Source organism: secondary endosymbiont of Heteropsylla cubana (assembly GCF_000287355.1).
GTDB lineage: Bacteria > Pseudomonadota > Gammaproteobacteria > Enterobacterales > Enterobacteriaceae.
Window position 1 is genome coordinate 768,031 of record NC_018420.1, and the last position, 24,726, is coordinate 792,756.

Below are 24,726 nucleotides of genomic sequence, written 5' to 3' on the forward strand. Positions count from 1 at the left end.
ACGTAATTCAACAGAAGTTGGATCAATAGTTTATTTTAATTATTACCCGAGTGTTAAGAGGGTGAAAAAAAATGGTAAAAAACTATATTTTTTATTTTAATATTGTATTTGAATATTAATTCAATAAAATTATCACGACAATATCAACTTGAAAATAAACTGTATGAAAAGTTTTGTTTAAAGTTATAAAATAATTTTGTAGTTTATATGATGTAATTTTGACAATCTTTATTATCAATTACATTTTATCTGTATTTGTTACTCAACACTAATAAAAATTAAAATATTCAAATAATGCGGTTAAGTATAATATTTAAATGTTATTATTATACTTTAATGACAAGATAATATTATATATTTTACATTCTAAGAAGTGAGATCTCATTCAGAATAATCAAGTTATTTGTAATGCGTTGGATTTTAGGAAAAACAACATCCGCATCAATAAAGAAAATTAATCATGATTAAGGATTTATAATTTAATATCCTTGTTTTTTATAAATTTTTTTCTTTTTAATTAATGATTGCAAAAGTTTAAAATGTTGTTCGTATGATTATTAATCATCTATTTCAGCATAGTAGAGATGATACTTGTTTTTTCTGAAATACTTCTATTGCGATAATTAACTATCTTCTCATCAAGTTAAGAATAAGTTTAATTTTTAAAAATTTTAGGTTTCTTTTAACCATGCATTTCGATGTTTTTTTTGCAAAAATTTACTAATTTTAGTAGTACACATTACACAAGAAGAAACGTAGTAAAATTTGTAGTTAGATAATTTTTATAAAAAATCACCATCATTCTTCGCATGAAAAATTGACTTATATTTTAATTTAAAAATATTTTTTTATAAAAAAAATAAATTTAATACAACAATAATTATCTATTCTTTTTTTTTATTTTGACGTCAATGCAAATTGATTTTTCTTTTTATTGAAGTTTCTTATCAAAATATTAGTGATGTATTCTATGTTTTGTAACAAATCTATTTTAATTAAGATGTTATTTAGATTAGGGGTTCTTTTAAAAATCTTAATAAGTTACAATATTTTTGATATTGCTATAACAAGATATCTTGAAATCCTAAGTAGATTTTATTATATTGAGTTTTTAACTTCTAATCTAGAAAGATTAAAATCTTACTAATAAAATAAATTATTTTTGTTTAAAAATGACACATTTATACTTATTTTAAATATCATAATTTATTAAGAACTTTTCTTTCTTAAGTTGTATAATTTTCTATTGAAAATTTTAACTTTATTTATATGAAAAATATTTTTTTAAAAAAGTTAATATATTTGTTTTTTTAATTTAACGCTTCTTTCTAAAAGCTAATAATCAAATTTAATTGAATATTTATAAAAACAATATTGTTTTTGATAGTTTTATAGAGAAATTAAAATGTAAAATATATTTTATTATTAATTTATATTTGATAAAAAAGAGTTTAGGAGTCATATTTGGTTTTTCTTTATCAATTAATAAATAATCAATAACATCTAAAAATTCTGCATTATTTAAAATTTTTATTTCATTGATATAAATCCTTATATTAAAATTGATAGTTTATTCTGGATCTCAACACTTTGAATTTTTAGCATTTTTGCTAACCAATAATCACCTGAAAAATTTGTTTTTAATTTAACATTGTTTTAATGATAACTTTAATGCAATATTAAGAAAATTAAAATAACGCTCTCAATCCTTGTCTATATACCTGTGTTATAAACATAAATATTTTATGTCAACATTAAAATATAAGTTATGAGTTATAAAGTACTTGCACGTAAGTGGCGTCCAAAAATATTTGCTGATGTAGTAGGTCAAGAACATGTTATGCAGGTGTTAGCAAATAGTCTTTTATTAAACAGAGTTCATCATGCTTATCTTTTTTCTGGCACTCGAGGTATAGGTAAAACCACGATTGCTCGTTTGCTAGCAAAAAGTCTTAATTGTGTTGGAGGTATGAACGATATTCCCTGTGGTCATTGTGATTATTGCCAAGAAATTGAACATAGTCGTTTTGTTGATCTAATAGAACTTGATGCTGCTTCACGAACTAAAGTTGAAGATATTCGTGAACTATTGGACAATGTGCAATATGCTCCAACTGCTGGTCGATTTAAGGTATATCTCATTGATGAAGTGCATATGTTATCTCGTCATAGTTTTAACGCTTTATTGAAAACTTTAGAGGAACCTCCATCACATGTTAAGTTTATACTAGCTACTACAGATCCTAAAAAAATACCCCTTACTATTCTCTCTCGATGTATTCAATTTCATTTAAAAGTACTTAATGTTAATGAGATTCGAAATCACTTATTTTTTTGTTTAAAAAAGGAAAATATTACTTCTGAACCACGCGCTTTACAGTTATTAGCTTGTGCAGCTAATGGAAGTATGCGCGATGCTTTTAGTTTAACTGATCAAGCGATCGCTATGGGGGGTGGATCAATTACAGTTGATTCGGTAAGTATTATGCTTGGATCACTTGATACTGAAAAACCTTTAGCAATTATAGAAGCCTTAGTCAATGCTGATGGCGTCAAAATGATGCGACAAGTTGCGAAGTGTGCCGCTCACGGTGTCGATTGGGAAAATTTACTGATCGAGATGTTGGCTTTACTGCATCGATTAGTATTCATGCAAGTGATGAAGGATCAGGTAAATCCTGAAGAAGATTTAGACGGTATTATACCGCGCTTGAATGATTTGAGTCGACGTGTATTACCATCTGATTTACAACTTTATTATCAAACTTTACTTGTTGGTAGAAAAGAGCTAGCGTTTGCGCCTGATCCTCGTATGGGAGTTGAAATGACACTATTGCGCGCTTTAGCCTTTCATCCTGCTGATGTTCAGGTGGTAACTAGAGGTGACATAATAGAAAAAAAAACACCAAAATTTTTTTTTAAAACATCAAAGAAAAAAATTGCTGATACAAAAGTTTCAACAGATTGTAGATTACCATTAGCTATTTCCAATCTAAACTCGGATACATTGATTGATAAAAATATTATATGTTCTGAACGGAATATAGCGACATCAAAAAAAAATGATCCTAAGTTATTTTCTGATGCAGACGTTTTACTTGTAAAGCAACAAGATAAAGTATTAAAAAATAAAACCACATTCAACGAACTTAGCAAACAAGTAGTTAATTCTACATTTTCGTCGATATCCAATCCTATTTCCAAAAAAAATATTTGTTCTGGAAAAGGTCTTTCTATTTCTTCAATTGTATTAACTTCTCAAAAAATCTCTTCATTGGAAAATGATCCTAAACTTATCAACCTGAGAAGTACTGAAATAAATTTAAAAAAACCTTTTGTTAGTAGTAGGAAATGCGATTATCGATTAAATCTTAACAATCAAGATAAAATGAATCTAAATAAAGAAATAGAGGTTGAAGATTTTTCATTATTACCAAGCAAAAAAAAATATAAGACTTTACCAAAATCAGTGACTACGCAAATTTTAGAAGCGCGTAACGCTTTATTAACACGGAAGGAAAATCGACAAAAAAAAAATGAATTGCCGGTAATTATCAAAAAACAAACTGCTGTTAGCAAAACGGGGAAACATAAGATTTCAGACAAAAAAATAAGTAGAAGTTCTAATACTATTATTCCGATAGTAGAAGAAGAAGTGAGATTTTTTCATGAAAGGAAACGTAGAGAAAGAGTTTTAGAGCAAGTAAAAATTCCGATATTATCGAATACATTTTCAGCTAATAAAAATAATTTAGATCTTGTGCTATATTTGTCTGAAGAGCTTCTGATTCGTGATCCTTGGGCTGCAGAAATAAATCGTCTGGCATTGCCAAAGTTTGCGCAGAAGCTCGCTTTAAATTCTTGGAAAGAGGAGGATTTAGATACGGGAAACATTTGTTTACATTTGCGGAGTGCGCGAAGTGATTTGAACTCATTTTCAGCAAAACATGCTCTTTGTATTGCGTTAAGTATCGATCAGGATAAATCAATTGAATTAATTGTAAAGGAAGATAATGATCTGAAGATAAAAACACCATTAGAATTGTGTCAAGATATTTACAAAGAAACAGTAATACAGGCGAAGAAAAACATGGTAAATGATATGCATGTTAAAAGACTTTGTTGTTTATTTGATGCCGAGATAGATGAAGATAGCATATGTATAATATCATCTGATTAGTTTCACTTAAAAACATTAATATACTTTTTATTAACAAACATATAATACTTGTTTTTATATCGAGAAATCAGTAATTTAAATAATACAAGTTACTTATTAGATTTTAGAGTGGCTAAAGGTGTATTCTATACAGGTAAGGTTTATTTAGATTTTTGTATTTATATTAATTATTTTAATATAGTAAAGAGATTATAATAAGTTTATATTAACAAGTAAGTTTTACCTTATAAGGTCTATATATTTGTATAATAATAAATTAAATATTAATTTAGCATTTAATTGTATTAAATTTTTTAAAAATTTTTAAAAATTATAAAGATTTAGATGGTTTAAATCTATTGTGATGCTTTTAAAGTAGAATCAAGGATGTTTCTAATCTAGAAAAACATAACAATTAATTTAGGCGCTTGAGTTTACCATCGGATGTTACGCGCCAGCGATATTTGCAGAAATAAAGCATAGGTGTGTCTTGAACACTATCACTATATCCGCTGTATAATTTCAAGGGAATTCCTAATTTACTTTCTAATTGCGTAACCTTTTTATGTCCAAGACAGCGTAAAGTGAGCACCCAACCTCCATAATTTCGAGTTATTCGGCTGCCAATAAGTTTTATTTTCTTGAAGAAGAGCGAATCGAAGTATACTTTTTTTACTAGTGATTCTGGAGATCCAGTAATCAGCCATACTTGTGTGTCTTTACATACAAGATGATTTTCTAAGCGTTCTAAAACAAGAGGAAATCTTTGTAATTGTCGTCGAAAAACATCCGAAAAACGTTTTTCGAGCATTTGTAAGTGCATTTCGCTATGCCCGAAGGTAATTGACCATAGAAGTAGACTCATTGGCCAACGGGCCGTACGACCTTCAATTAAGAATCCAAGTGCAACTATAACTAGCATGGGTATAACTAATATGATATTCATCGGTAAATGTCCGATAAGATACCAAAGAAAGCAACCAAACATATCTTCTTGATGTAAAGTTCCATCTAAATCAAAAAACACAATGCGCTTGGAACTGGAATTAACCAAAAACTACTCCATTTTGATTGATATAACTATCTTGATTTATTGTTAATTTTAAAAGCCAGTTAAAGAAATTCAGATTTAAATAAAATTTTTATTAATCTAATGAGATTAGGGGGATAATTTAGATGATAACTAGAATTAAAAGAAACGGTTATTTTTTTTAAATCTCAATTGTGTTAAACTTGATGAAGTGGAAAGCTAAGATACCGTCAGCTTTTAAACTAGGTTTAATATAATTTAAATTCTTAATTAGTCAAATAAACTACAGTAACTTTATCAATTATGATATTAAAAAACAAATTTTTTATCAAAAAACTTAATTGAGATAGAGATCTAGATTATAATCATACTAGATTTTATTTTCTAAAGAACATTATACAAATAAATATTTTTTAATAATTAAATTGCTTAGTAAGTGCAGATCATTAAGTTATTATTTTTACAATAAAATGATAAAATGCTAGAGTGGTAATTTGTAGAGTGAAACACTTAGGATCCAGTAATTATGAAAGTAACGGTTTTTGGTGTAGGCTATGTCGGTTTAGTGCAAGCCGCGGTATTATCTTCAGTGGGGCATGAAGTGCTGTGTGTCGACGTAGATCACTCCAAGATCAACAATTTAAAAAAAGGCCTCGTTTCAATTTACGAACCGGAGCTAACACCTTTAGTTCTTCAAAATTATGAATCTGGTCGTTTAAAGTTTACGACAGATGCAGAATCTGGAGTTAATCATGGATTGGTTCAGCTTATCGCTGTAGGAACTCCCCTAAAAGAAGACGGATCGGTTGATCTGAAGTTTGTTACAGCTGTAGCGGATGCTATTGGAAAACATATGCAAGATTATAAAGTAATATTAAATAAGTCTACTGTTCCGATTGGAACTTCGGATAACATCCGCTCCGTTATTTGTAAAATATTAGAGAACCGTTCTAGCAATTTAACTTTTGATATAGCATCAAATCCTGAATTTTTAAAAGAAGGGTCAGCAGTAGCTGATTGTATATATCCTGAAAGAATTATCATTGGAACCGATAATGAGGATGTTGTTGATTTAGTGTATGAATTGTATAAACCTTTTAACAGTGATCGTAAAAAAATAATTATTATGGATATTCGCAGTGCTGAAATGACAAAATATGCAGCTAATTGCATGTTGGCAAATAAGATTAGTTTCATGAGCGAGATATCTAACTTAGCAGAGCTTTTAGGTGCTGATGCAGAAAAAGTGAGACAAGGTATTGGTTCTGATTCGCGAATTGGGTATAGCTTTATTTACCCTGGGTGTGGATATGGTGGTTCTTGTTTACCAAAAGACGTAAAAGCATTAATTTATATTGCTGAACATGTTGGGTATCAACCTAAATTACTACAAGCAGTTGAGAGCGTTAACAAACAACAGAAATATAAACTGCTTTCCTTTATTTATCGTCATTTCGGAGAAGATTTAAGTGGAAAAACTTTTGCACTATGGGGGTTATCTTTTAAACCTAATACCGATGATATGCGAGAAGCGTCGAGTCGAGTATTAATGGAAGCACTATGGGCTTCTGGAGCAACTATTCAGGCGTTTGACCCGAAAGCAATGTATGAAGCTCAACGTATTTATGGTTGTCGTAACGATCTTCAATTGATGGATAACAAAGAAGCTGTTTTACGTGGTGCTGATGCCTTGATTGTTTGCACGGAATGGAAAAATTTTTGCGCACCAGATTTCGATATCATAAAAGCAGAATTGAAACAACCCGTTATCTTTGATGGTCGTAATTTATACGACCTAGAAGTTTTAATAAATCGGGGTTTTGTTTATTATGGCATCGGCCGCGGTGCAGCGCTTGTTTCTTATTGATAATGAAAAGCGATGAAATTTTTGGTTACCGGTGCTGCCGGTTTTATTGGTTATCATGTGAGCATTCGTTTACTAAATGATGGTTATCAGGTAGTGGGCATTGATAACTTGAGTAATTATTATGATGTTGCTTTAAAAAAAGCACGCCTTATAGAACTGAGTACTTATAAAACTTTTCGTTTTAAAAAAATAGACTTGGTAGATCGAACGAGTGTTATCAGTTTGTTTTCTGGCGAACGTTTCACTCAAGTAATTCACCTTGCTGGACAAGGTGGGGTTCGTTACTCCTTAGATAATCCTTTAGCCTATGGTGATGCAAATCTTATCGGTTACCTTAATGTTTTAGAAGGATGTCGACATAATAAGGTGCAACATTTATTATATGCTTCTTCCAGTTCAGTATATGGACTCAATCGCAAGTTGCCGTTCTCAACAGATGATACTGTCGACCATCCAATATCTCTATATGCAGCTACAAAAAAATCTAACGAATTAATGGCGCATGCTTATGCGCATTTATATAAGTTACCTACTACCGGTCTTCGGTTTTTTACTGCATACGGCCCCTGGAGTAGGCCAGATATGGCTTTGTTTAAGTTTACTAAAGCAATTATTAATGGTAAGCGTATTGATGTCTATAATTGTGGGAAAATGCTGCGAGATTTTACTTATATCGATGATATTGTGGAATCTATTATTCGGCTTCAAAGTGTAATCCCTGTTCAAGATAATACTTGGACAGTAGAAACTGGCTCGACGGCAGTGAGTTCTGCTCCTTATTGTATTTATAATATTGGAAATAGCCAACCTGTAAAATTGATGGATTATATTGAAGCGTTAGAAGATGCATTAGGAATAAAAGCAAAAAAAAATTTACTGCCTATGCAGCCTGGTGATCTTTTAGAGACGAGTGCCGATATACAACCATTATATCAGGCCATTGGATTTAAACCGGAAACTTCGATAACTGAAGGAGTAAAACGTTTTGTAAGGTGGTATACTGATTATTACCAGGTTTAATAAATCTTTCATTAGTGCAAGATGATTCATCTTGAAATAGATTGTTTCAAATAAAATTTAATAATAATAGGAGTCTTGGTAGAAGATCATAAAAGTTATAAAAAGATTGGTTATTTTTTATGTTGATTTTGAGATTATGTTTTCTTGGATTTGGGTATTCTATGAATTTAAATTCAATACCAAGAAAGGCGTAAAAATTGTTTCTTTTAAAGTTATAACTTTTATTGATTTTACTCAATAAAAGACTCTAAAAACGTTTAGAATGCTCTGAGAGCTTAAAGAATAATTAACTATCTTTCCACTATATAGAAGATAGTTAATAATTAATATTTTAAGTATGTTGATTATTTTTTTTTGTAAAAATGAATTGAGTTAAAAATGATTAAGATCAAGAATTTCTTCTTGTTACGAGAAAAAAAGATCTTCTTATAAACTAGATAAATACTTTAATTACATGAAAGGTAAATCACTTTTTTATTAAATTAAGTTAGAAGAAGGTCTCTATTAAGAAATACCATTTTCTCTAATCGGTCAAAGAGGATTGGTATAGTTAATTTTTTTAAAAAAATATCTTAAAAGTATTTTTTTATTTATAACTCAAAATTTGTCCACACTGGTGCGTGATCAGATGGTTTATCCATTGCTCGAATATTGTAATCGATACCACTTTTACGTATTAGTTTTATCATTGGTTTTGATGCTAATAATAAATCAATACGAAGTCCACTGTTTTTATAAAAACCCCGAGATCGATAATCAAACCAGGAGTAGCAATTATTCTTATCTGGATTGACATGACGATAAGTGTCTATCAATCCCCATGACAGCAAACGATGAATCCATACACGCTCTTCAGCTAAAAAGGCACATTTTCCAGTACGAATCCAACGCTTGCGGCTTTCTTTACTAATTCCAATATCTATATCATTTGGGCAAATGTTCATATCTCCCATTATAACTAGTAGCGAGTCATTTTGATAATAGTGTTCTATATATTCTTGTACGTCAATGTAAAAACGTTCTTTAGCTGGGAATTTGATCGGATGATTACGGTTTTCTCCTTGAGGGAAATAGCCATTAAGTACTGTTAAAATACCTTGTTTAGTAAAAAATTTTCCTATAATTATTCGGCACTGCGCTTCTGAAGTATCGGTATTGAGTCCACGATATATAGCTAGAGGTTTTTTTTTGCTAAGCAGTGCAACACCATAATGACCTTTTTGTCCATGATAGTAACTATGATAACCGTAGCGTGATATTTCTTTTACAGGAAACATATTGTCGTGAACTTTAGTCTCTTGTAAGCCTATGATTTCTGGATCTAAAGTGCGGATAATAGCGTCAAGTTGATGAAGTCTGGCACGTAATCCATTTATATTAAAAGAAAGGAATTTCATTGTTTATGTTAATTAGTAATCTGTTTTAATTTTATATATTACAGGTGTTTTAGTTGTCAATTAGCTGTATTTTTTTTATTAACTTTACTTAGATTTCATAACGACATTTATAAAACTATGTCCATTTATAATCAATAATAGCAAACAATTAATAATTAATAAATCAGAACCAACAGCGTGTATATTTAAATATAGTTAAATTTAATGTTAAACTGCAAATTGATTATCCTGATTTATATTTTTTAGTAAAGTTATTTTTATTAATCTTATGAATTAAAATGCAAAGCTAATTTTAAAGAAAATTACTGAAAGTTTATTATCTTTTGGATAATAATTTCTTTATATCTACAACTATCACTATATGCTAATTAAAAAAAATAAAATTGTGTTTTCTAAAGTAGTGTAAAGATGATCAACATAACTATTATTTATTGATAATAATTTCTATTGTTCAAGAGATAATGCTTAGACACTATAATTCTCTATCGTTAATATTTAACAAACAATGTATAAGGATTCTTTGATATCTAATATTAAATTATATTAATTAAAGTATGTAGTTTTAAATCATTATGTATGCCCAATCAATCAAAACAATATTTACTATAAAAAGATTAATATAAGGTAAGCTTGTTGTAAATTTTAAATAGAATTCGACTGATATCGTATAAAATTTTTAAAAAGCTTTTTTCTTTTTATGTATAATAAAAAATTCTTGTTAAAATATTTTTAACGTAGATATTGATTTAAAATAATAATTAACGGCTATTATATGTTCTTTAAATTTATCTATAAAACATCTTGAGTAGGAAATAATAGGTGAACAAAAGAGTGCTACGATTTAAGATAAGTTGCTAAATTTAATTCGATTATTTTTTTTCTAGAAGTATCGTGAAGGACAATTTAAATTATTGAGTTAAATAATTTTAAATATTTCTAGATTAGATTTTATCTCGTATTCAGGAGGTAGTCGTTAGAGAAAAGTGCTAGATGTAAGTTACAGCGGAAAAGTTTTAATGGAAAGTCGGCTTGAAAAGGAGCGAACGTCGCTTTATTGAGCTTAGGGATTATAAAAAATACAAAATATCTGTTTACACGTATCTAAAAAAATAAATGCTTCTTAAATTATTACCTAAGGGATAGTCAAAGAATACCAAAGTAAACTTAGTGAGTTTTATATCATACAGTATGTAAAAAATATTATTCAGTACATACTAACTTCTACTTTGATCTTTATAATGGCTCTTGTTGAGTAAACGTAGGATAGGAAGTAATGTTTCAATATTTAATTTATACTGAGAAAGCTTGCTTAATTGTGATTCTATAAGCGTATATGCGAAAAGACTTGGATAATATTAAGAATATTATCAGGTTCACTAAATTGATATTGTGGATTTAGAATATGTAGTTGAAGAACAATATTATTTCGTTGGGTTACTTTGCTTTAAGAAATTATTTTTCTCTTAAGAATAAAGGCGATGCTTAATTACATGCTACGCATATTAAGTCAAACTACTAAAGTGTTATTTAGATTTAGAAGAATCTAATAAATATTTTCTTAATTCAGATTTATTTTGACAGTATTTACATACTGTGTAATATTCTCTTTCTATCTAGATTACATAACATGTAAAGATTGTTATTCTTTAGGTCAAGGTGGTTGCTTATAATTTTATACTAAATTACTTTTATTCGTATGGTTTTATATGATTAGTTTTCATTGAATTAAATTTTATATTTTTATTTAATAAAAAAAATTCTTTAAATTCTTATCTAAAGTTTTAGTATGTTTATAGATTTGTTTTTTTTGCAGATTTATTAAAACTGAGCAGGATTTTAGGTTTGGTGAATAATTGATATGTAATATAAAACAGCATAAATCATCTAATAGATTAGATTGAATTATAGTTAACTATTATACAATATTTATTTTTTTTAATCTTAAAAACTTAAAAATATAAAAATGCTTTACTTATATTAATGAAAGCAGCTTTTTTTATTTTCTTTAATAGAGATAATTTTTTATCTAAAATTATCGTTTTTACTGACTGAGCTAATCGAATAATCTAGATATTTTAAACTGATAATCAAATTATATAGATATTTTTTTATTTATGTAAGTTTAAAACAAAAAAAAAGATATCCAATGAATAATTTTGTTAAAAAACAATATCTTCTATGTTTTGATAGGATAAAAAATTTATTTTTTATGATTCCGTATTGTCTTTAATTTTTTTATTTCACTCGAAGGGGTCTAGGTTGTTTGCTTTATGAAATAAAGTTTATTTTTTTAGTGGTAAATTAATATTTTACCTTCACCTACTTCTTTTATCATCATTTAAAATAGAAAATATCAACAATATTTTTTACAATGTAAGAGAAAAATTCTTATTTATTGGTCTTTTTAGTAGTCGTGCTTTATTTTTTAATAACATTAATACAGCAAGAAACTAAGCAAGAAAAACATTTTTTATTTGAATATGATGTATTTAAATGCAACCTATAACGAATTCTATTCTCTTATCTTGTAAAGGAAAAATAAAATGTGTGAGGCTAAAGTCAAACTAAAAAACTTTATTTATCACGTTGTTGAAAATGATTTAGCCTCAGGAAAATATACATTGGTGCATACTCGATTTCCTCCAGAGCCAAATGGTTATTTGCACATAGGTCATGCTAAATCAATTTGCCTTAATTTTGGAATTGCTAAGGATTATCAAGGTCAATGTAACCTTCGATTTGACGATACTAATCCACTAAAAGAAAATATAGAATATGTTAATGCTATCAAGCATGATGTACAATGGTTGGGTTTTCAGTGGAGCGGAGATGTTCAGTACACTTCAAGTTATTTTGATAAATTATATGAATATGCGCTTGAGTTAATTGATAAAGGGTTAGCTTATGTTGATCAATTGTCGACAAAACAAATTCGTGATTATCGCGGTACTTTAACGTGCCCAGGTACAAATAGTCCGTATCGAGATCAAAGTCCTAAAGAAAACCAAGTATTATTTTCCCGTATGCGCCAAAATGAATTTGAAGAAGGTAGTGCTTGCTTGCGAGCTAAAATTGATATGGCTTCGCCGTTTATAGTGATGAGGGATCCAGTACTTTATCGGATAAAATCCGCCTTACATCATCAAACTGGAAAAAAATGGTGTATTTATCCAACATATGATTTTAGTCATTGCATTTGCGATGCAATGGAGGGAATTACTCATTCTCTTTGTACCTTAGAGTTTCAGGATAATCGTCGATTATATGACTGGATCCTTAAAAATATTACAATTGAAGCACATCCTCGTCAGTATGAATTTTCCCGACTGAATCTTGAATATGTTATTTTATCTAAGCGTAAGTTAAATGTTCTCGTTAAAGAAAAAATTGTCGAGAGTTGGGATGATCCGCGTATGCCAACTATTTCTGGTCTCCGGCGTCGAGGTTATACAGCGGAGTCGATTCGTGAATTTTGTAGTCGGATTGGAGTAACTAAGCAGGATAACCAGATTCAAATATCTGCTTTGGAAGCTTGTATTCGTAAAGATTTAAACGATCGCGTACCACGAGTAATGGCAGTGATAGATCCTATACTTGTGATTATAGAAAGTCTACCTATAGGGTATGAAAAAGAGATCGTGATGCAAAATCATCCAAAGAGACCGGATATGGGAAAACGTCTTGTGTTATTAACTCGCGAAATTTATATTGATCAAGCGGATTTTCGAGAGGAAGCTAGATGTCAATATAAGCGTCTGGTCTTAGGAAAAGAAGTACGTTTGCGTAATGCCTTCATCATTAAAGCTAATCGGATAGAAAAAGATTCTCTAGGAAAAATTACTAAAATTTTTTGTTCTCATGATGAAAGCACTTTTTTTAAATATTTTTTGGATAAGAAGAAGGGAATAGGTGTTATTCATTGGGTTTCAGCTACCTGTTCCTTAGCAGCTGAATTTCGTTTATATGATCAATTGTTTAAGGTTAAAAACCCTGAGGGGGTAACAGATTTTCTTTCTATGTTAAATCCAAATTCACTTATTATCCGACGGGGGTTTGTAGAATCAGAGGTATTGGGGTGCACGATAGGTCAATCCTTTCAGTTTGAGCGGGAAGGTTATTTTTGTGTTAATAACTGTTACGCGAGTTCTCCGCATCTAATATTTAACCGTATAGTTAGATTACGTGATAACTGGGAAACAAAATCTAATATATAACCATCATAATATTTATGACTTTTAGTTAGTGGATTTACGTTTGTAATAAAAATATTTTTTTATTAAGGCAGGCTCTGCTTTTTTTTAAAAAAAAAGAACGATTTTAGGCAAGAGTATTATAAATACTTTCTTAAAAGTTTATGAAATTAAAATAAACATTTATTTTATATTAATTTTTTACTTAAATATAACATTTAAATTATTATTAATAAGATAATGGTTATTAACCAAACTATATTATGTGTAGTGATATAAAAACTACTTAAAATATTTTGAAAAAAAATATTTTACTTTAAAATATAGATTTTAATATAAACTATATAAGCAATTTTTTCTGCTTTTAAGCAGGATTGTTATAGAGGGGGTATTGTTTTATTTTTTTTTAAATAGTTTTATGTTTTTAATTATTTTACTGCCGCTTGTCTTTTGTATTTGGACAAGATTATTATCGCGAATAAATAAGGTGTTTTAAGTAAGAGAATAGATATTTTAAATCTAAATATAAAGTTTTATATAGTAAGCTATTATAGTTGATGATACAGGCATTTAGGTTTTTGATAGATTATATTATACAATAATATTAATTATATATTTTTATCATATTTACTATGCTATTTTTTGTCAATAAGCAAAATTAATTGACTTTGTTTAATTTTTATAGTTACTTTTATTTAGTAAACATACAAGATGCTAGATTTTTATTTTAAATAGTTTCTTTTTTTATCAAATTGAAATATTTCTAGTTTATGATTTAATTAAATTTAAGTGATTGACTAATTATAGTAGTAGTCACCCTGATTTAGTATAGAAAAATTCTATTTAATAAAAAAAATTAAACAACTTGTTCATTCTTAATGATTGATCAATATAAATATAGATAATTAATCTATTAGACTAGTTGTCTATATTTATACAGTTAAGATTTACTGTTTTATGATGCAGTAAAGATTTATTTAAAATTTATTTGTTAATTTAATATAAAGCCTTACTATTTGAAATACGGAAGTCCGAAATAACAGTCGTCGATAAATGTTCAATATCAGTGTAAAATATCGCCATGTTTATATTGCTTTTTTTTAAATGAAATAAAAGACCTCTCTTTGTATATTAATGATTTGTATATTGATGATGATATCTATATGCGATACGATTTTTAATAAATTCCTTGGTTAAACTGTTATAAATTTTAATTTATTAAACTGAGCTCAGTTAAAATTAACTGATTTATCCAGTCAAGTTATTTACAATTTACTAATTAATCTAAGATAGAATACTGAAAAACGAAAGTTGATAGTTTAACAAAATTTACATTTTATTCACTAAAATATAATGTTTTATACACACTTTTAATTAAAGAACGCTTTTATTTTTGAGGAGAAATGACATAAAATAGATGATAAAAAAATAATTGTATAGTAATCTACTTATGATTGTTTTATATAAGACTATAACAAAACCAGATTGGGTAAATGTTTATTTGCATTAGATAGATTTTAGTTCATAGTTTTATTTAATGTAGATGAAAGATATTTTATAAACACAATAGGTACTTCCATGTTAATGAACTTAATACTAGTAATTAATTGTGGTAGCTCATCATTAAAGTTTGCTATTCTTGATCCCACTAATAATCAAGAATATCTTTCTGGGCTTGCTGAGTGCTTAAACTTGCCAGAAGCACGAATTAAATGGAAAATGGATTCTATTAAGCAAGAAGCAGCGTTAATTCCTGGTAGTGCACATAGTGAAGCATTGCAGTTTATTATTTCTAATATTTTAGAAAAAAAACAAGAAATATCTTCAAACTTAAATGCAGTTGGACATCGCATTGTTCACGGTGGAAAACACTTTACGCAATCCGTAATTATCAATGATAAAGTAATACAAGGTATTGAAGATGCTATTCCTTTTGCTCCATTGCATAATCCTGCTCATCTTATTGGTATCCGAGAAACTTTTAAACAATTTCCAAATCTAAAGAAAAAAAATGTGGGAGTATTCGATACCGCTTTCCATCAGACTATCCCGGAAGAATCTTACCTTTATGCTCTACCCTACTCTTTATACCAGAATCATGATATCCGCCGTTATGGTGCACATGGTATCAGTCACTATTATGTGAGCCGAGAATCAGCTAAGTTTCTTAACAAACCGGTTAATCATTTAAATGTTATTAGTTGTCATTTAGGGAACGGTGGTTCTATATCCGCTATCAGGAATGGTCAATGTGTAGATACATCCATGGGAATGACACCCTTAGAGGGAATAGTAATGGGCACACGCAGCGGAGACATCGATCCGGCTATAGTGTTCTATTTGCATGATAAATTAGATATGTCTTGGTCAAAAATTAAAACTTTGTTAACAAAAGAGTCGGGTTTGCTAGGTTTAACTGGTATCACAAGTGATTGCCGTTATGTTGAAGATAATTATTATAAAACAGATGATGCTCGTCGGAGCATGGATGTATATTGTCATCGTTTATCTAAATATATCGCTTCTTATAGCGCGTTGATGGAAGGGCGACTAGATGCAGTGATTTTTACTGGTGGCATTGGTGAAAATGCTGCGATGGTGCGGGAACGTTCATTAAAAAAGTTAGCTCTATTAAATTTTCAAGTAGATCATGAACGTAATTTGGCAACTCGCTTTGGCAATAGAGGATTAATTACTAAAGATGATAGTCGTCCCGCCATTGTTATTCCATCTCGTGAAGAGTTAATTATAGCTAGGGATGCTGCATATTTAACCGCCTGATCTATATTTCCTCGTAAGAAAAAAATGAATGAATTTTTCTTTGATATACGAGAAAAACCGTTTTAAAGAGGTTTAGTTGTGTCCCGTATAATCATGTTGCTCCCAACCGATTCCGGCATTGGTTTGACTAGTATAAGACTAGGACTTAGTCGTGTTATGAAAAAAAAAGGAATAAAGCTAAGTGTACTCAAACCTATTATAAAAACACCTTTAAAAAATACTAATATCAATAGTATTACATATTTTAATCCTTCTTATTCTCATACTCCTTATAACCAACCATTAGATATAAAATATATTGAATATATGCTTGCGTCTAACAAGAAAGATTCTTTAATGGAAGAGATTTTTTTTTGTTGTCAAGCAGAATCCAAAAAGTCAGAAGTAGTCATATTAGAAGGTTTTGCTGCTTCCCATAAAAATTCTCATTTTAATTCCTTAAATTATGAAATAGCTCGAACACTTAATGCTGAGATTGTATTTATTGTCCCCATAAAAACGAACATTCTGGGACAGATCGTGGCTAATATTGAACTATTATGTTTAAGTTTTGGGGGAAAACAAAATAGAAAGATTGCTGGTGTTATTTTCAATAAATTACATCTACCTTTCGATAGAGAAACTTTAATACAGGAAGATTTTTTAGAGATTATCCATCATACGCATAAAGAAAAGATAAAAAACATTGAACCTAGTTTACTATATAAATATAGTCCTTTGCCGGTTTTAGGGTATATTCCGTGGAATGTAGACCTTATTGTCATGCGTGCTATTGACATAGCATGCAATATAGGTGCAACGATTATCCATGATGGAGATATTCAGACTCGCCGTGTAACATCTATTAAATTTTGTGAGAAAAGTTTAGAAAATATGCTTGAAGATTTTCAATCTGGATCGTTGTTAGTTATCTCTAGCGATCGTCTAGATATTCTTTTGGCAGCTTGTCTTCATGCAATAAATGGTGTAAAAATAAGTGGATTATTGTTAACTAATGTTTATGATATTGATGAACGTATCTATCAATTATGTAAACAAACTTTTCATACTGGTTTGCCTATATTTACTATCCAAAGTAACTTTAGAGAAGTTTTTTTAACTTTGCAAAGGTTGAGCCTAAAAGTACCAGACGACGACTATAGTCGATTAAAAAAAGTAAAAAACCATATTGCGGATCATATTGATAAATCTTGGATTAAATCACTGTCTAGTGTCTCACAACCTCGTAATCAGCTGACACCATTAGAGTTTCGTTATCACTTGACTGAATTAGCACGTCAATCAAATAAACGGATTATATTACCAGAAGGCGACGAACCGCGTACTGTACAAGCAGCATCTATTTGTGTTGAACGCAATATTGCTCATTGCATTTTGCTTGGAAATGTAGATAAAATTCAACGTGTTGCTGCCATGCAAGGTATTGCGCTTAGCAATAAGATAGAAATTATTGATCCAGAAATAATAAGAGAAAAATATATTTTTCGTTTAGTCGAATTGCGTATGAACAAAGGAATGACATCAGTCATAGCCCAAGAAAAATTAAAAGACAATGTGGTTTTAGGAACTATGATGTTAGAGCAAGGCATAGTAGATGGATTGGTCTCAGGTGCAGTACACACTACTGCAAACACCATCCGACCAGCATTACAATTGATCAAAACTGCACCAGGAAATTCACTGGTATCCTCTGTTTTTTTTATGCTTTTACCTGAACAAGTATTGCTATATGGTGATTGCGCAATTAACCCGAATCCCACTTCGGAACAATTAGCAGAAATTGCTATCCAATCATCCGATTCTGCTGCATTTTTTGGTATTGATCCGCGTGTAGCGATGATATCTTATGCTACAGGTCACTCTGGTTTTGGTGACGATGTTGATAAAGTGCGTGAAGCTACGTATTTGGCAAAAAAGAAACGTCCAGATTTAATTATTGATGGTCCATTGCAATACGATGCTGCTATTTTATCTGATGTAGCAGTTTTAAAAGCGCCGAACTCACCAGTAGCAGGTCAAGCTACTGTTTTTATCTTTCCGGATTTAAACACAGGTAATACTACCTATAAAGCTGTGCAACGTTCAGCAAATGTGATATCTATTGGTCCAATGCTACAAGGGATGCAGAAAGCAATTAATGATCTGTCGCGTGGAGCCCTTGTTGATGATATAGTTTATACTATCGCTTTAACAGCTATTCAGGCTAAACAGGCACAACGTTAATTACAGTTATAGCAGCTTGAAAAGATTCTAGTCTCTGGAATCTTAATCTTTTTTTTATTTAAAAAAAAGTAATACTTTTCGATATTTATAAAAAATCAACATTTCAAATCTCCTTATTTATTCTTTATGGTGATCTAGATTGATTCTTTTTAAGAGTGATAATCCTGAATTAGGAAGCAGTTATTTTAATACATGAGTTTGAATAATCATTAAATTGATATTTTAAAATTTTTATTTTTTTTGCTTGTCTTTAAAGTGATTTAAATCATATAAATTATCTTAATAAATAGTGGTATATATGAATATTACTAAATATATTGTAAGGATTAACTTTAATATCTTTAATTTCGATGATATCTCTATATCTAGAAAAAGAATATTTTTTATTTAAAAAAAATCAAGGTAAAAACGTAGTTTTTAATGATCTCTTCTGAATTTTATTCAAAAAAAATAACTACTATTTGATAAGTTAATAGAATTAATATATGAAAATTATTTTCTCTTTCTTTGCTAAAATAATTTGAGAGTAATACTTTTAAATATAAATCACATTAAAAGAAACTAAATTTTATTATTTAAAGTTTTAAGTTTTATTAAACAATATTGTGTTAGGTTTTTTTATTTTAAAGATCTTATTAGGATATTTATATAAACGATGATAAATTTATATGTTGGGAACAATAATAAATTATACATTTAACTTGAATTAAGCATTAATAAAAAGTCTATTACTGTAACATTTATTATTGAATATTATACTTAGAGAATCATACAAACTTACACTCAGAACGATAGATTTTCTGAAATTTAAGTAGTTTTTATATAAATCTGAATTGTGGTATTTCTTTAAAAGAATTCTATAATCAAGACTAGATCTTCATTTTTTTTAAATATCTCCCCAATAAAATAGGAAACTCTTTTAGGTATAATGATACTTAATTTTATAAAAAAAAATCATAAAATTATTTTTTTGCTATATGTGCTTAGGAAAACAGCATGAACTTAAATCAGGTCCCATCAGGAAAAAATCTTCCAGAAGATATTTATGTGATCATAGAAATTCCAGCCAATTCCGATCCTGTTAAATATGAAGTTGACAAAGAAAGTAACGTTCTGTGTGTTGATCGTTTTATGTCGACTACGATGCTGTATCCGTGTAACTATGGTTATATCAACCAGACTCTTTCTTTGGATGGAGATCCGGTGGATGTGTTAGTTCCAACACCTTATCCACTATATCCTGGATCCGTGATACGCTGTCGCCCTATAGGCGCTTTAAAAATGCTTGATGAAGCTGGAGACGACACGAAGATAATAGCGGTACCACATACAAAATTATCAAAAGAATATGATCATATAAAAAATATTGATGATTTATCTCCATTATTATGTCAAAAAATTACGCATTTTTTTGAGCATTATAAAGATTTAGACGTTGGAAGATGGGTTAAGTTAAAGGGCTGGGAGAATGCTAAAACAGCAAAATCTGAAATTATTAGATCCTTTCAACGCGCACAAAAAAAACAATAAATGAATAAAGTATAGTTGTTCTGCTCTTGCTATACATAGTGTATTTAACTGAAGTGTAGGTAATTAAATAAAAATATATTGATAATATTTTTTTATCTATATAATTTTAGATAAAAATAAATTTTATTCTAACATCCATTTAAAAAAAATATTCGTTTAGATAACTACTAAGAATTTACTATTTTAGCAGCATAAAGAAAAACATCTAACCACTTATATTAAGTTACTCTTTTTATTTGTAAATAGTAAAAATATATGATTTTTTGTTATAGAGAAATATTTTTATTTTTTTTGATGCGACAGTCAGAAGACTGCATAAAGTTTCTTTTTAAACTAAAGAAGTTTTTATTAAACAAATATGTTTAGACTAGTTCTTCTTGCTAAGAAATCAAGAATAGTCAATATTTAAGATAATATTATGTATCTCTTGTAGAGATGATATTTCTACTCTTTATTATTGTAATAATAATATTTTTTAGTTTGAGTTTGACAGAAAAGAGAACAATATGTTTGCTTTCTATGCGAGAGAATAGAATTTAGATTAAAAATACACTACAAGTGTCAGAAAATAGTAGTAACTTATCTATTTTTTTTGTAAAATTTAATGTTTTTTGAAAAATATTATCGATAATTGAATAGATAAAAACTACCGTTTTGTTTAAAATCTGACAGAAGTAATATCTATACAGTTTGTATCAACATAATATATCAACAATATAATTATAATGAGGTAATTAATAAAAAACGCTATCAGGAAAACTAAAATAATTCAGTTTTTTTTGAAATCGTTAATTTAATTTAAAGTTAATATAAAATGGGAATATGGTAGAAAATAGTTTATCTATAAATTGTTTATAGATGGAAGAAATTTTATCAAATGCCATTATATTAAAAATAGATGAACTATTTTAATAAATCAAGATAGCAGGTATTGCTTATTAAGATTAATATCTCAAGTAAAAAAAGAAAATAGCTAGGCTTGTCATGAATAATAACATAGACAAGCCTAATCCGTATGTATAGAGTATTTGCATCTACTCTGTATTTATAACGTTTCAATTTTCTCACAAAATACTGTTAGTCTTATCAAATAAAGGTGAGTATTGTATATTTTTTCCGCGTTTCGATAAAGTTACATTTAATTCTAAGATAGAAATATTTCCTTCTTTTTTTTCTAAATGAACTGACAGTATTTCAGGCTCTATTTTAATATGTTTTCTAATTACCGCGAGCAAATCAACTTTTAATTGAGGTAGGTAATGTGGTTCGTTTTCTCCTCTGCGTCGTTCGGCTACAATGACCTGAAGGCGTTTTTTAGCTATGTTTGCAGTCGATTTTTTTTGGGATAGAAAAAAGTCCAACAATACCATAGTTTATCCTCTAAATAGGCGCTTTAAAAATCCCTTTTGCTCATCTTTTATAAAGCGGAAGGGACGCTCTTCTCCTAGTAGGCGATTCACCATATCCGAGTAAGCTTGTCCAGCCTCAGATTGTTCATCAAGAATAACGGGCTTTCCCTGATTAGAAGCACGTAGGACAGATTGATCCTCAGGGATTACACCTACTAAAGGAATACGTAAAATGTCAATGATATCTTCCATGCTAATCATATCACCACGGTTAACTCGTCTAGGATTATAACGAGTTAATAACAACTGTTCTTTGATTGGTTCCAGAGATTGTTCAGCTCGGAGTGATTTTGAAGAAAGGATACCCAAAATACGATCAGAGTCACGGACTGAAGATATTTCTGGGTTAGTGGTGATAATAGCTTCATCAGCAAAATATAGCGCCATTAGTGCACCATTTTCAATCCCGGCGGGTGAATCACAGATGATAAAATCCAATTCCATGTTGCTTAAGTCATGTAAAACTTTACTAACTCCTTCTCGGGTTAAGGCTTCTTTGTCTCGTGTTTGCGATGCTGGAAGAATATATAAATTTTTAATTCTCTTATCTTGTATAAGAGCTTGATTTAAAGTAGCTATCCCTTGAATTACGTTAACAAAATCATATACTACACGGCGTTCACAACCCATGATTAAATCTAAATTTCGCAGTCCAATATCAAAATCAATTACTACGGTTTTTTTACCTTTTTGAGCTAATCCAGTGGCAATAGATGCGCTTGATGTAGTCTTTCCGACTCCCCCCTTTCCTGAAGTGATAACTATAATGCGTGTCATAAATGAAATCCCTCTCAGAGTCTAAAGTAAAGGATGAATAGTCAGGATGTTACTTTCCAGGTATAATCGTGCAGCTTTTCCTGAAAAGCTAGTTGGAATCTGATCGCTTAGCCAATATTGACCAGCAATAGATACGAGTTCGGCGAAAAGATGAATGCAAAAAATTTGGCATTTTCTATCACCTGAGGCACCGGCTAATGCACGGCCCCGCATCACTCCATAAATATGTATATTGCCATCTGCAACAAGCTCAGCACCAGCGCTAACATTACCCGTAACTATCAAATCGCTGTTACGCGCATAAATTTGTTGACCGGATCGAACTGGCAGATTGATTGTTAGTGTTTTAATTGAGGTTTTCATGGAAGAAGAGATAGAAGCTCTATATTGTTCTGCTTTAAATTCTGTTAAAATCGCTAATCCGCTACCTATAATCTCTTTTTTAAGATTACTATTTTTACAACCGGTAACGCCAATAACGTGTAGTCCCGTTTGCAAGACAGCTTGAAAAAGGGTTTTCCAAGAGGTGTCTCCATCAAGAGCAGAAACGTTAATAACTACCGGTGCGTTTTTTAAAAAATCAGGTGCCTGTTTAAGTTTTTTCTCTATTTCCAAACGAATTTCTTCTGTCTGTGTATTATATAGATGAATAACTGATAAAGTAAAATTACTACCTTTAAACTCAATTGGTCTTTTTAACATCTATCTTGACCTATTTTTAACATATGCATTCCCGATTTTATTAGGGAAGGTAATATTTTTTTTACTAGTATGTATATACGAGATTTTTAATTAAAAAAAAAGAACTATTAACTTTACTAATAAATATAAATAAATTATTAGAAAATCCTAGAATAATCCTAATCTTAATTAGGTCTTTCTTGTAATATTATTATCAGTTTTTTTAAGATTACTATAGCATCACTTATTTATAATTCTGCTTTATTCATATTAAAATCTCTCTATAAATTAAAATATGAGAGAATTAGATATTTATTACTCTTACGAAGTAGAAGGAAGAATCTATACATAGTAAGTTGAAAAATTATACTAAAAAATAGTATAATTATATAATATGTCATTAAAATAATGATGGTTTTATGACTTTATCATTAGTTTTAGTCGATTAGATCGATGTGGATTAAAAATATTTAAATAATTAATATTTTTATATTACTTTAGATAAAAACATCACTTGTATTCTGACAATAAAAAACGCATCTGACTTTTCAGTCAAAATTGATCAATTTTTTTTATTAATTTTAGATTTTAATGTAGTAAAATGTTTGATAAAATATTTATGTTAATTACAAATTAATAAATAAACGCAAAATAGTAGAATTAATATAAAAGTTTATTAATGATTAAGAAGATAAGATCTTATCATTAATAAAAGAAAATAACTGAATTATTAGTAGTTTTACTTGATGGGTGTTTTGTACACACATAAAATAACTCTTAATTAAGATAAAAGTATTTTGTGGTACTAAATAGTTTTATCTATTATCTTGAAACATTTTTACTGATATGTAGAGCAAAATACCATTAATGTTAATACCTATAAATTAAATTCAAATATGTACTTAAGTTCATTTAAAAAGAATATAGTGCTAGGTTAGAAAACCTATCTTGCTATTTAGCGTACATTTGGTGATTTTATTTGAATATTGAGAATGGATGCGAAATCTTTTAAAGATTATTTATTGTGTGAAGGAAACAGTTTTTTTTATATTATATTTGCATATTAAAGATTATATACAATAAAAAAATACAAAATTAACTTTTTAATTAACATGTATTAAGGTTACATTTATACATGTATATGGATTTTTAAAATAGTGTTTTTTATCAAAAAAATATAACTCCTAAACACTGAACATATAATATATAGGTACATTGATTATATCAATGAGCGAAAATTACGAGGATGTTTTTTTTGTATAAAAAATATTTAAAAAATAGAAAAATTGCTTATAAATCCTTCAATCAGCATTAATTTTAAATTGGACTACTATATAGTCTTAGTGGTTGTTCTTGCGTTTTTATTTGGGGCTTTCGTTAATAAGTTTTTCATCCTTTTGATCCTAGTTGGTTACAGATTTCCTCTCATGAGCAGGTTTACAATCTTGAGGGAAGAGTAGGAGCATGATATGTTGATACTCTATTTTTTACTTGTGGTATTGTAGCGTATGCGATACCAGCAATTCTTCTATTATTTTTATTAAATAAATTTATTCAATATAATAAAAAACTCTATATAGATTTTTCATCTTGCATTGCGATTTTTTTGGGTAGTTTGGCAATATTTATGTCTTCATGTGACTTAATAGAGTTGCATGTCAA

12 protein-coding genes are annotated in these 24,726 nt (G+C 28.9%); 7 read left to right on the plus strand and 5 right to left on the minus strand.

Translation table 11 applies throughout. From position 1 onward, the window contains the following. The first annotated feature begins 1,768 nt into the window (after window positions 1-1,768). Window positions 1,769-4,180 (plus strand): DNA polymerase III subunit gamma/tau, encoded by a 2,412-nt coding sequence (gene dnaX / locus A35E_RS03145; RefSeq protein WP_014889021.1) that lies wholly within the window; start codon window positions 1,769-1,771, stop codon window positions 4,178-4,180. Window positions 4,181-4,574: 394 nt separating this feature from the next. On the opposite strand, the gene yfhb is transcribed toward dnaX, so the two are convergent. Continuing rightward, a complete protein-coding gene (gene yfhb, locus A35E_RS02025; protein WP_014889022.1) occupies window positions 4,575-5,213 on the minus strand; it encodes a phosphatidylglycerophosphatase C in 639 nt (212 codons plus the stop codon). A gap of 502 nt (window positions 5,214-5,715) precedes the next feature. Here yfhb and A35E_RS02030 point away from each other — a divergent pair. Both A35E_RS02030 and A35E_RS02035 read left to right on the plus strand, forming a co-directional pair. After that, entirely contained in the window at window positions 5,716-7,056 is a 1,341-nt protein-coding gene (locus A35E_RS02030) for a UDP-glucose dehydrogenase family protein (RefSeq protein WP_014889023.1), read from the plus strand. A 12-nt stretch (window positions 7,057-7,068) separates the two neighbouring features. Then, a complete protein-coding gene (locus tag A35E_RS02035; RefSeq protein WP_014889024.1) occupies window positions 7,069-8,076 on the plus strand; it encodes an NAD-dependent epimerase in 1,008 nt (335 codons plus the stop codon). 590 nt (window positions 8,077-8,666) lie between these two features. Here the strand turns inward: A35E_RS02035 and xthA are convergent. Further along, the gene (gene xthA / locus A35E_RS02040) at window positions 8,667-9,473 is read right to left on the minus strand and encodes an exodeoxyribonuclease III (protein ID WP_014889025.1); all 807 of its coding nucleotides are present in this window, start codon (window positions 9,471-9,473) and stop codon (window positions 8,667-8,669) included. Window positions 9,474-12,016: 2,543 nt separating this feature from the next. Here xthA and glnS point away from each other — a divergent pair. The 4 genes from glnS (at window position 12,017) to ppa (ending at window position 20,197) form a co-directional block, all read left to right on the plus strand. Further along, window positions 12,017-13,687, plus strand: a complete 1,671-nt coding sequence (glnS, locus tag A35E_RS02045; RefSeq protein ID WP_014889026.1) for a glutamine--tRNA ligase — start codon at window positions 12,017-12,019, stop codon at window positions 13,685-13,687. 1,554 nt (window positions 13,688-15,241) lie between these two features. Further along, complete coding sequence (locus A35E_RS02050) at window positions 15,242-16,444, plus strand: acetate kinase (protein ID WP_014889027.1); 1,203 nt, start codon at window positions 15,242-15,244, stop codon at window positions 16,442-16,444. Between the two features lie 78 nt (window positions 16,445-16,522). Further along, window positions 16,523-18,667 (plus strand): phosphate acetyltransferase, encoded by a 2,145-nt coding sequence (pta, locus tag A35E_RS02055; RefSeq protein WP_014889028.1) that lies wholly within the window; start codon window positions 16,523-16,525, stop codon window positions 18,665-18,667. Window positions 18,668-19,663: 996 nt separating this feature from the next. After that, on the plus strand, window positions 19,664-20,197 hold the full coding sequence (ppa, locus tag A35E_RS02060) for an inorganic diphosphatase (RefSeq protein ID WP_014889029.1): 534 nt from the start codon (window positions 19,664-19,666) through the stop codon (window positions 20,195-20,197). A 1,064-nt stretch (window positions 20,198-21,261) separates the two neighbouring features. Here ppa and minE read toward each other — a convergent pair. From minE to minC, 3 genes are read right to left on the minus strand one after another with little or no spacing between them, the layout of a single operon-like run. Continuing rightward, the gene (gene minE, locus A35E_RS02065) at window positions 21,262-21,567 is read right to left on the minus strand and encodes a cell division topological specificity factor MinE (RefSeq protein WP_014889030.1); all 306 of its coding nucleotides are present in this window, start codon (window positions 21,565-21,567) and stop codon (window positions 21,262-21,264) included. Between the two features lie 3 nt (window positions 21,568-21,570). Continuing rightward, entirely contained in the window at window positions 21,571-22,383 is an 813-nt protein-coding gene (minD, locus tag A35E_RS02070; RefSeq protein ID WP_014889031.1) for a septum site-determining protein MinD, read from the minus strand. 21 nt (window positions 22,384-22,404) lie between these two features. Continuing rightward, entirely contained in the window at window positions 22,405-23,085 is a 681-nt protein-coding gene (gene minC / locus A35E_RS02075; RefSeq protein WP_014889032.1) for a septum site-determining protein MinC, read from the minus strand. Window positions 23,086-24,726: the final 1,641 nt, after the last annotated feature.

Bases quoted from the DNA above. Each gene is read 5' to 3' on its own strand.
- dnaX (WP_014889021.1), top strand. From the start codon at position 1,769: ATGAGTTATAAAGTACTTGCACGTAAGTGGCGTCCAAAAATATTTGCT.
- A35E_RS02030 (WP_014889023.1), top strand. From the start codon at position 5,716: ATGAAAGTAACGGTTTTTGGTGTAGGCTATGTCGGTTTAGTGCAAGCC.
- A35E_RS02035 (WP_014889024.1), top strand. From the start codon at position 7,069: ATGAAATTTTTGGTTACCGGTGCTGCCGGTTTTATTGGTTATCATGTG.
- xthA (WP_014889025.1), bottom strand. From the start codon at position 9,473: ATGAAATTCCTTTCTTTTAATATAAATGGATTACGTGCCAGACTTCAT.
- glnS (WP_014889026.1), top strand. From the start codon at position 12,017: ATGTGTGAGGCTAAAGTCAAACTAAAAAACTTTATTTATCACGTTGTT.
- A35E_RS02050 (WP_014889027.1), top strand. From the start codon at position 15,242: ATGTTAATGAACTTAATACTAGTAATTAATTGTGGTAGCTCATCATTA.
- ppa (WP_014889029.1), top strand. From the start codon at position 19,664: ATGAACTTAAATCAGGTCCCATCAGGAAAAAATCTTCCAGAAGATATT.
- minE (WP_014889030.1), bottom strand. From the start codon at position 21,567: ATGGTATTGTTGGACTTTTTTCTATCCCAAAAAAAATCGACTGCAAAC.
- minD (WP_014889031.1), bottom strand. From the start codon at position 22,383: ATGACACGCATTATAGTTATCACTTCAGGAAAGGGGGGAGTCGGAAAG.
- minC (WP_014889032.1), bottom strand. From the start codon at position 23,085: ATGTTAAAAAGACCAATTGAGTTTAAAGGTAGTAATTTTACTTTATCA.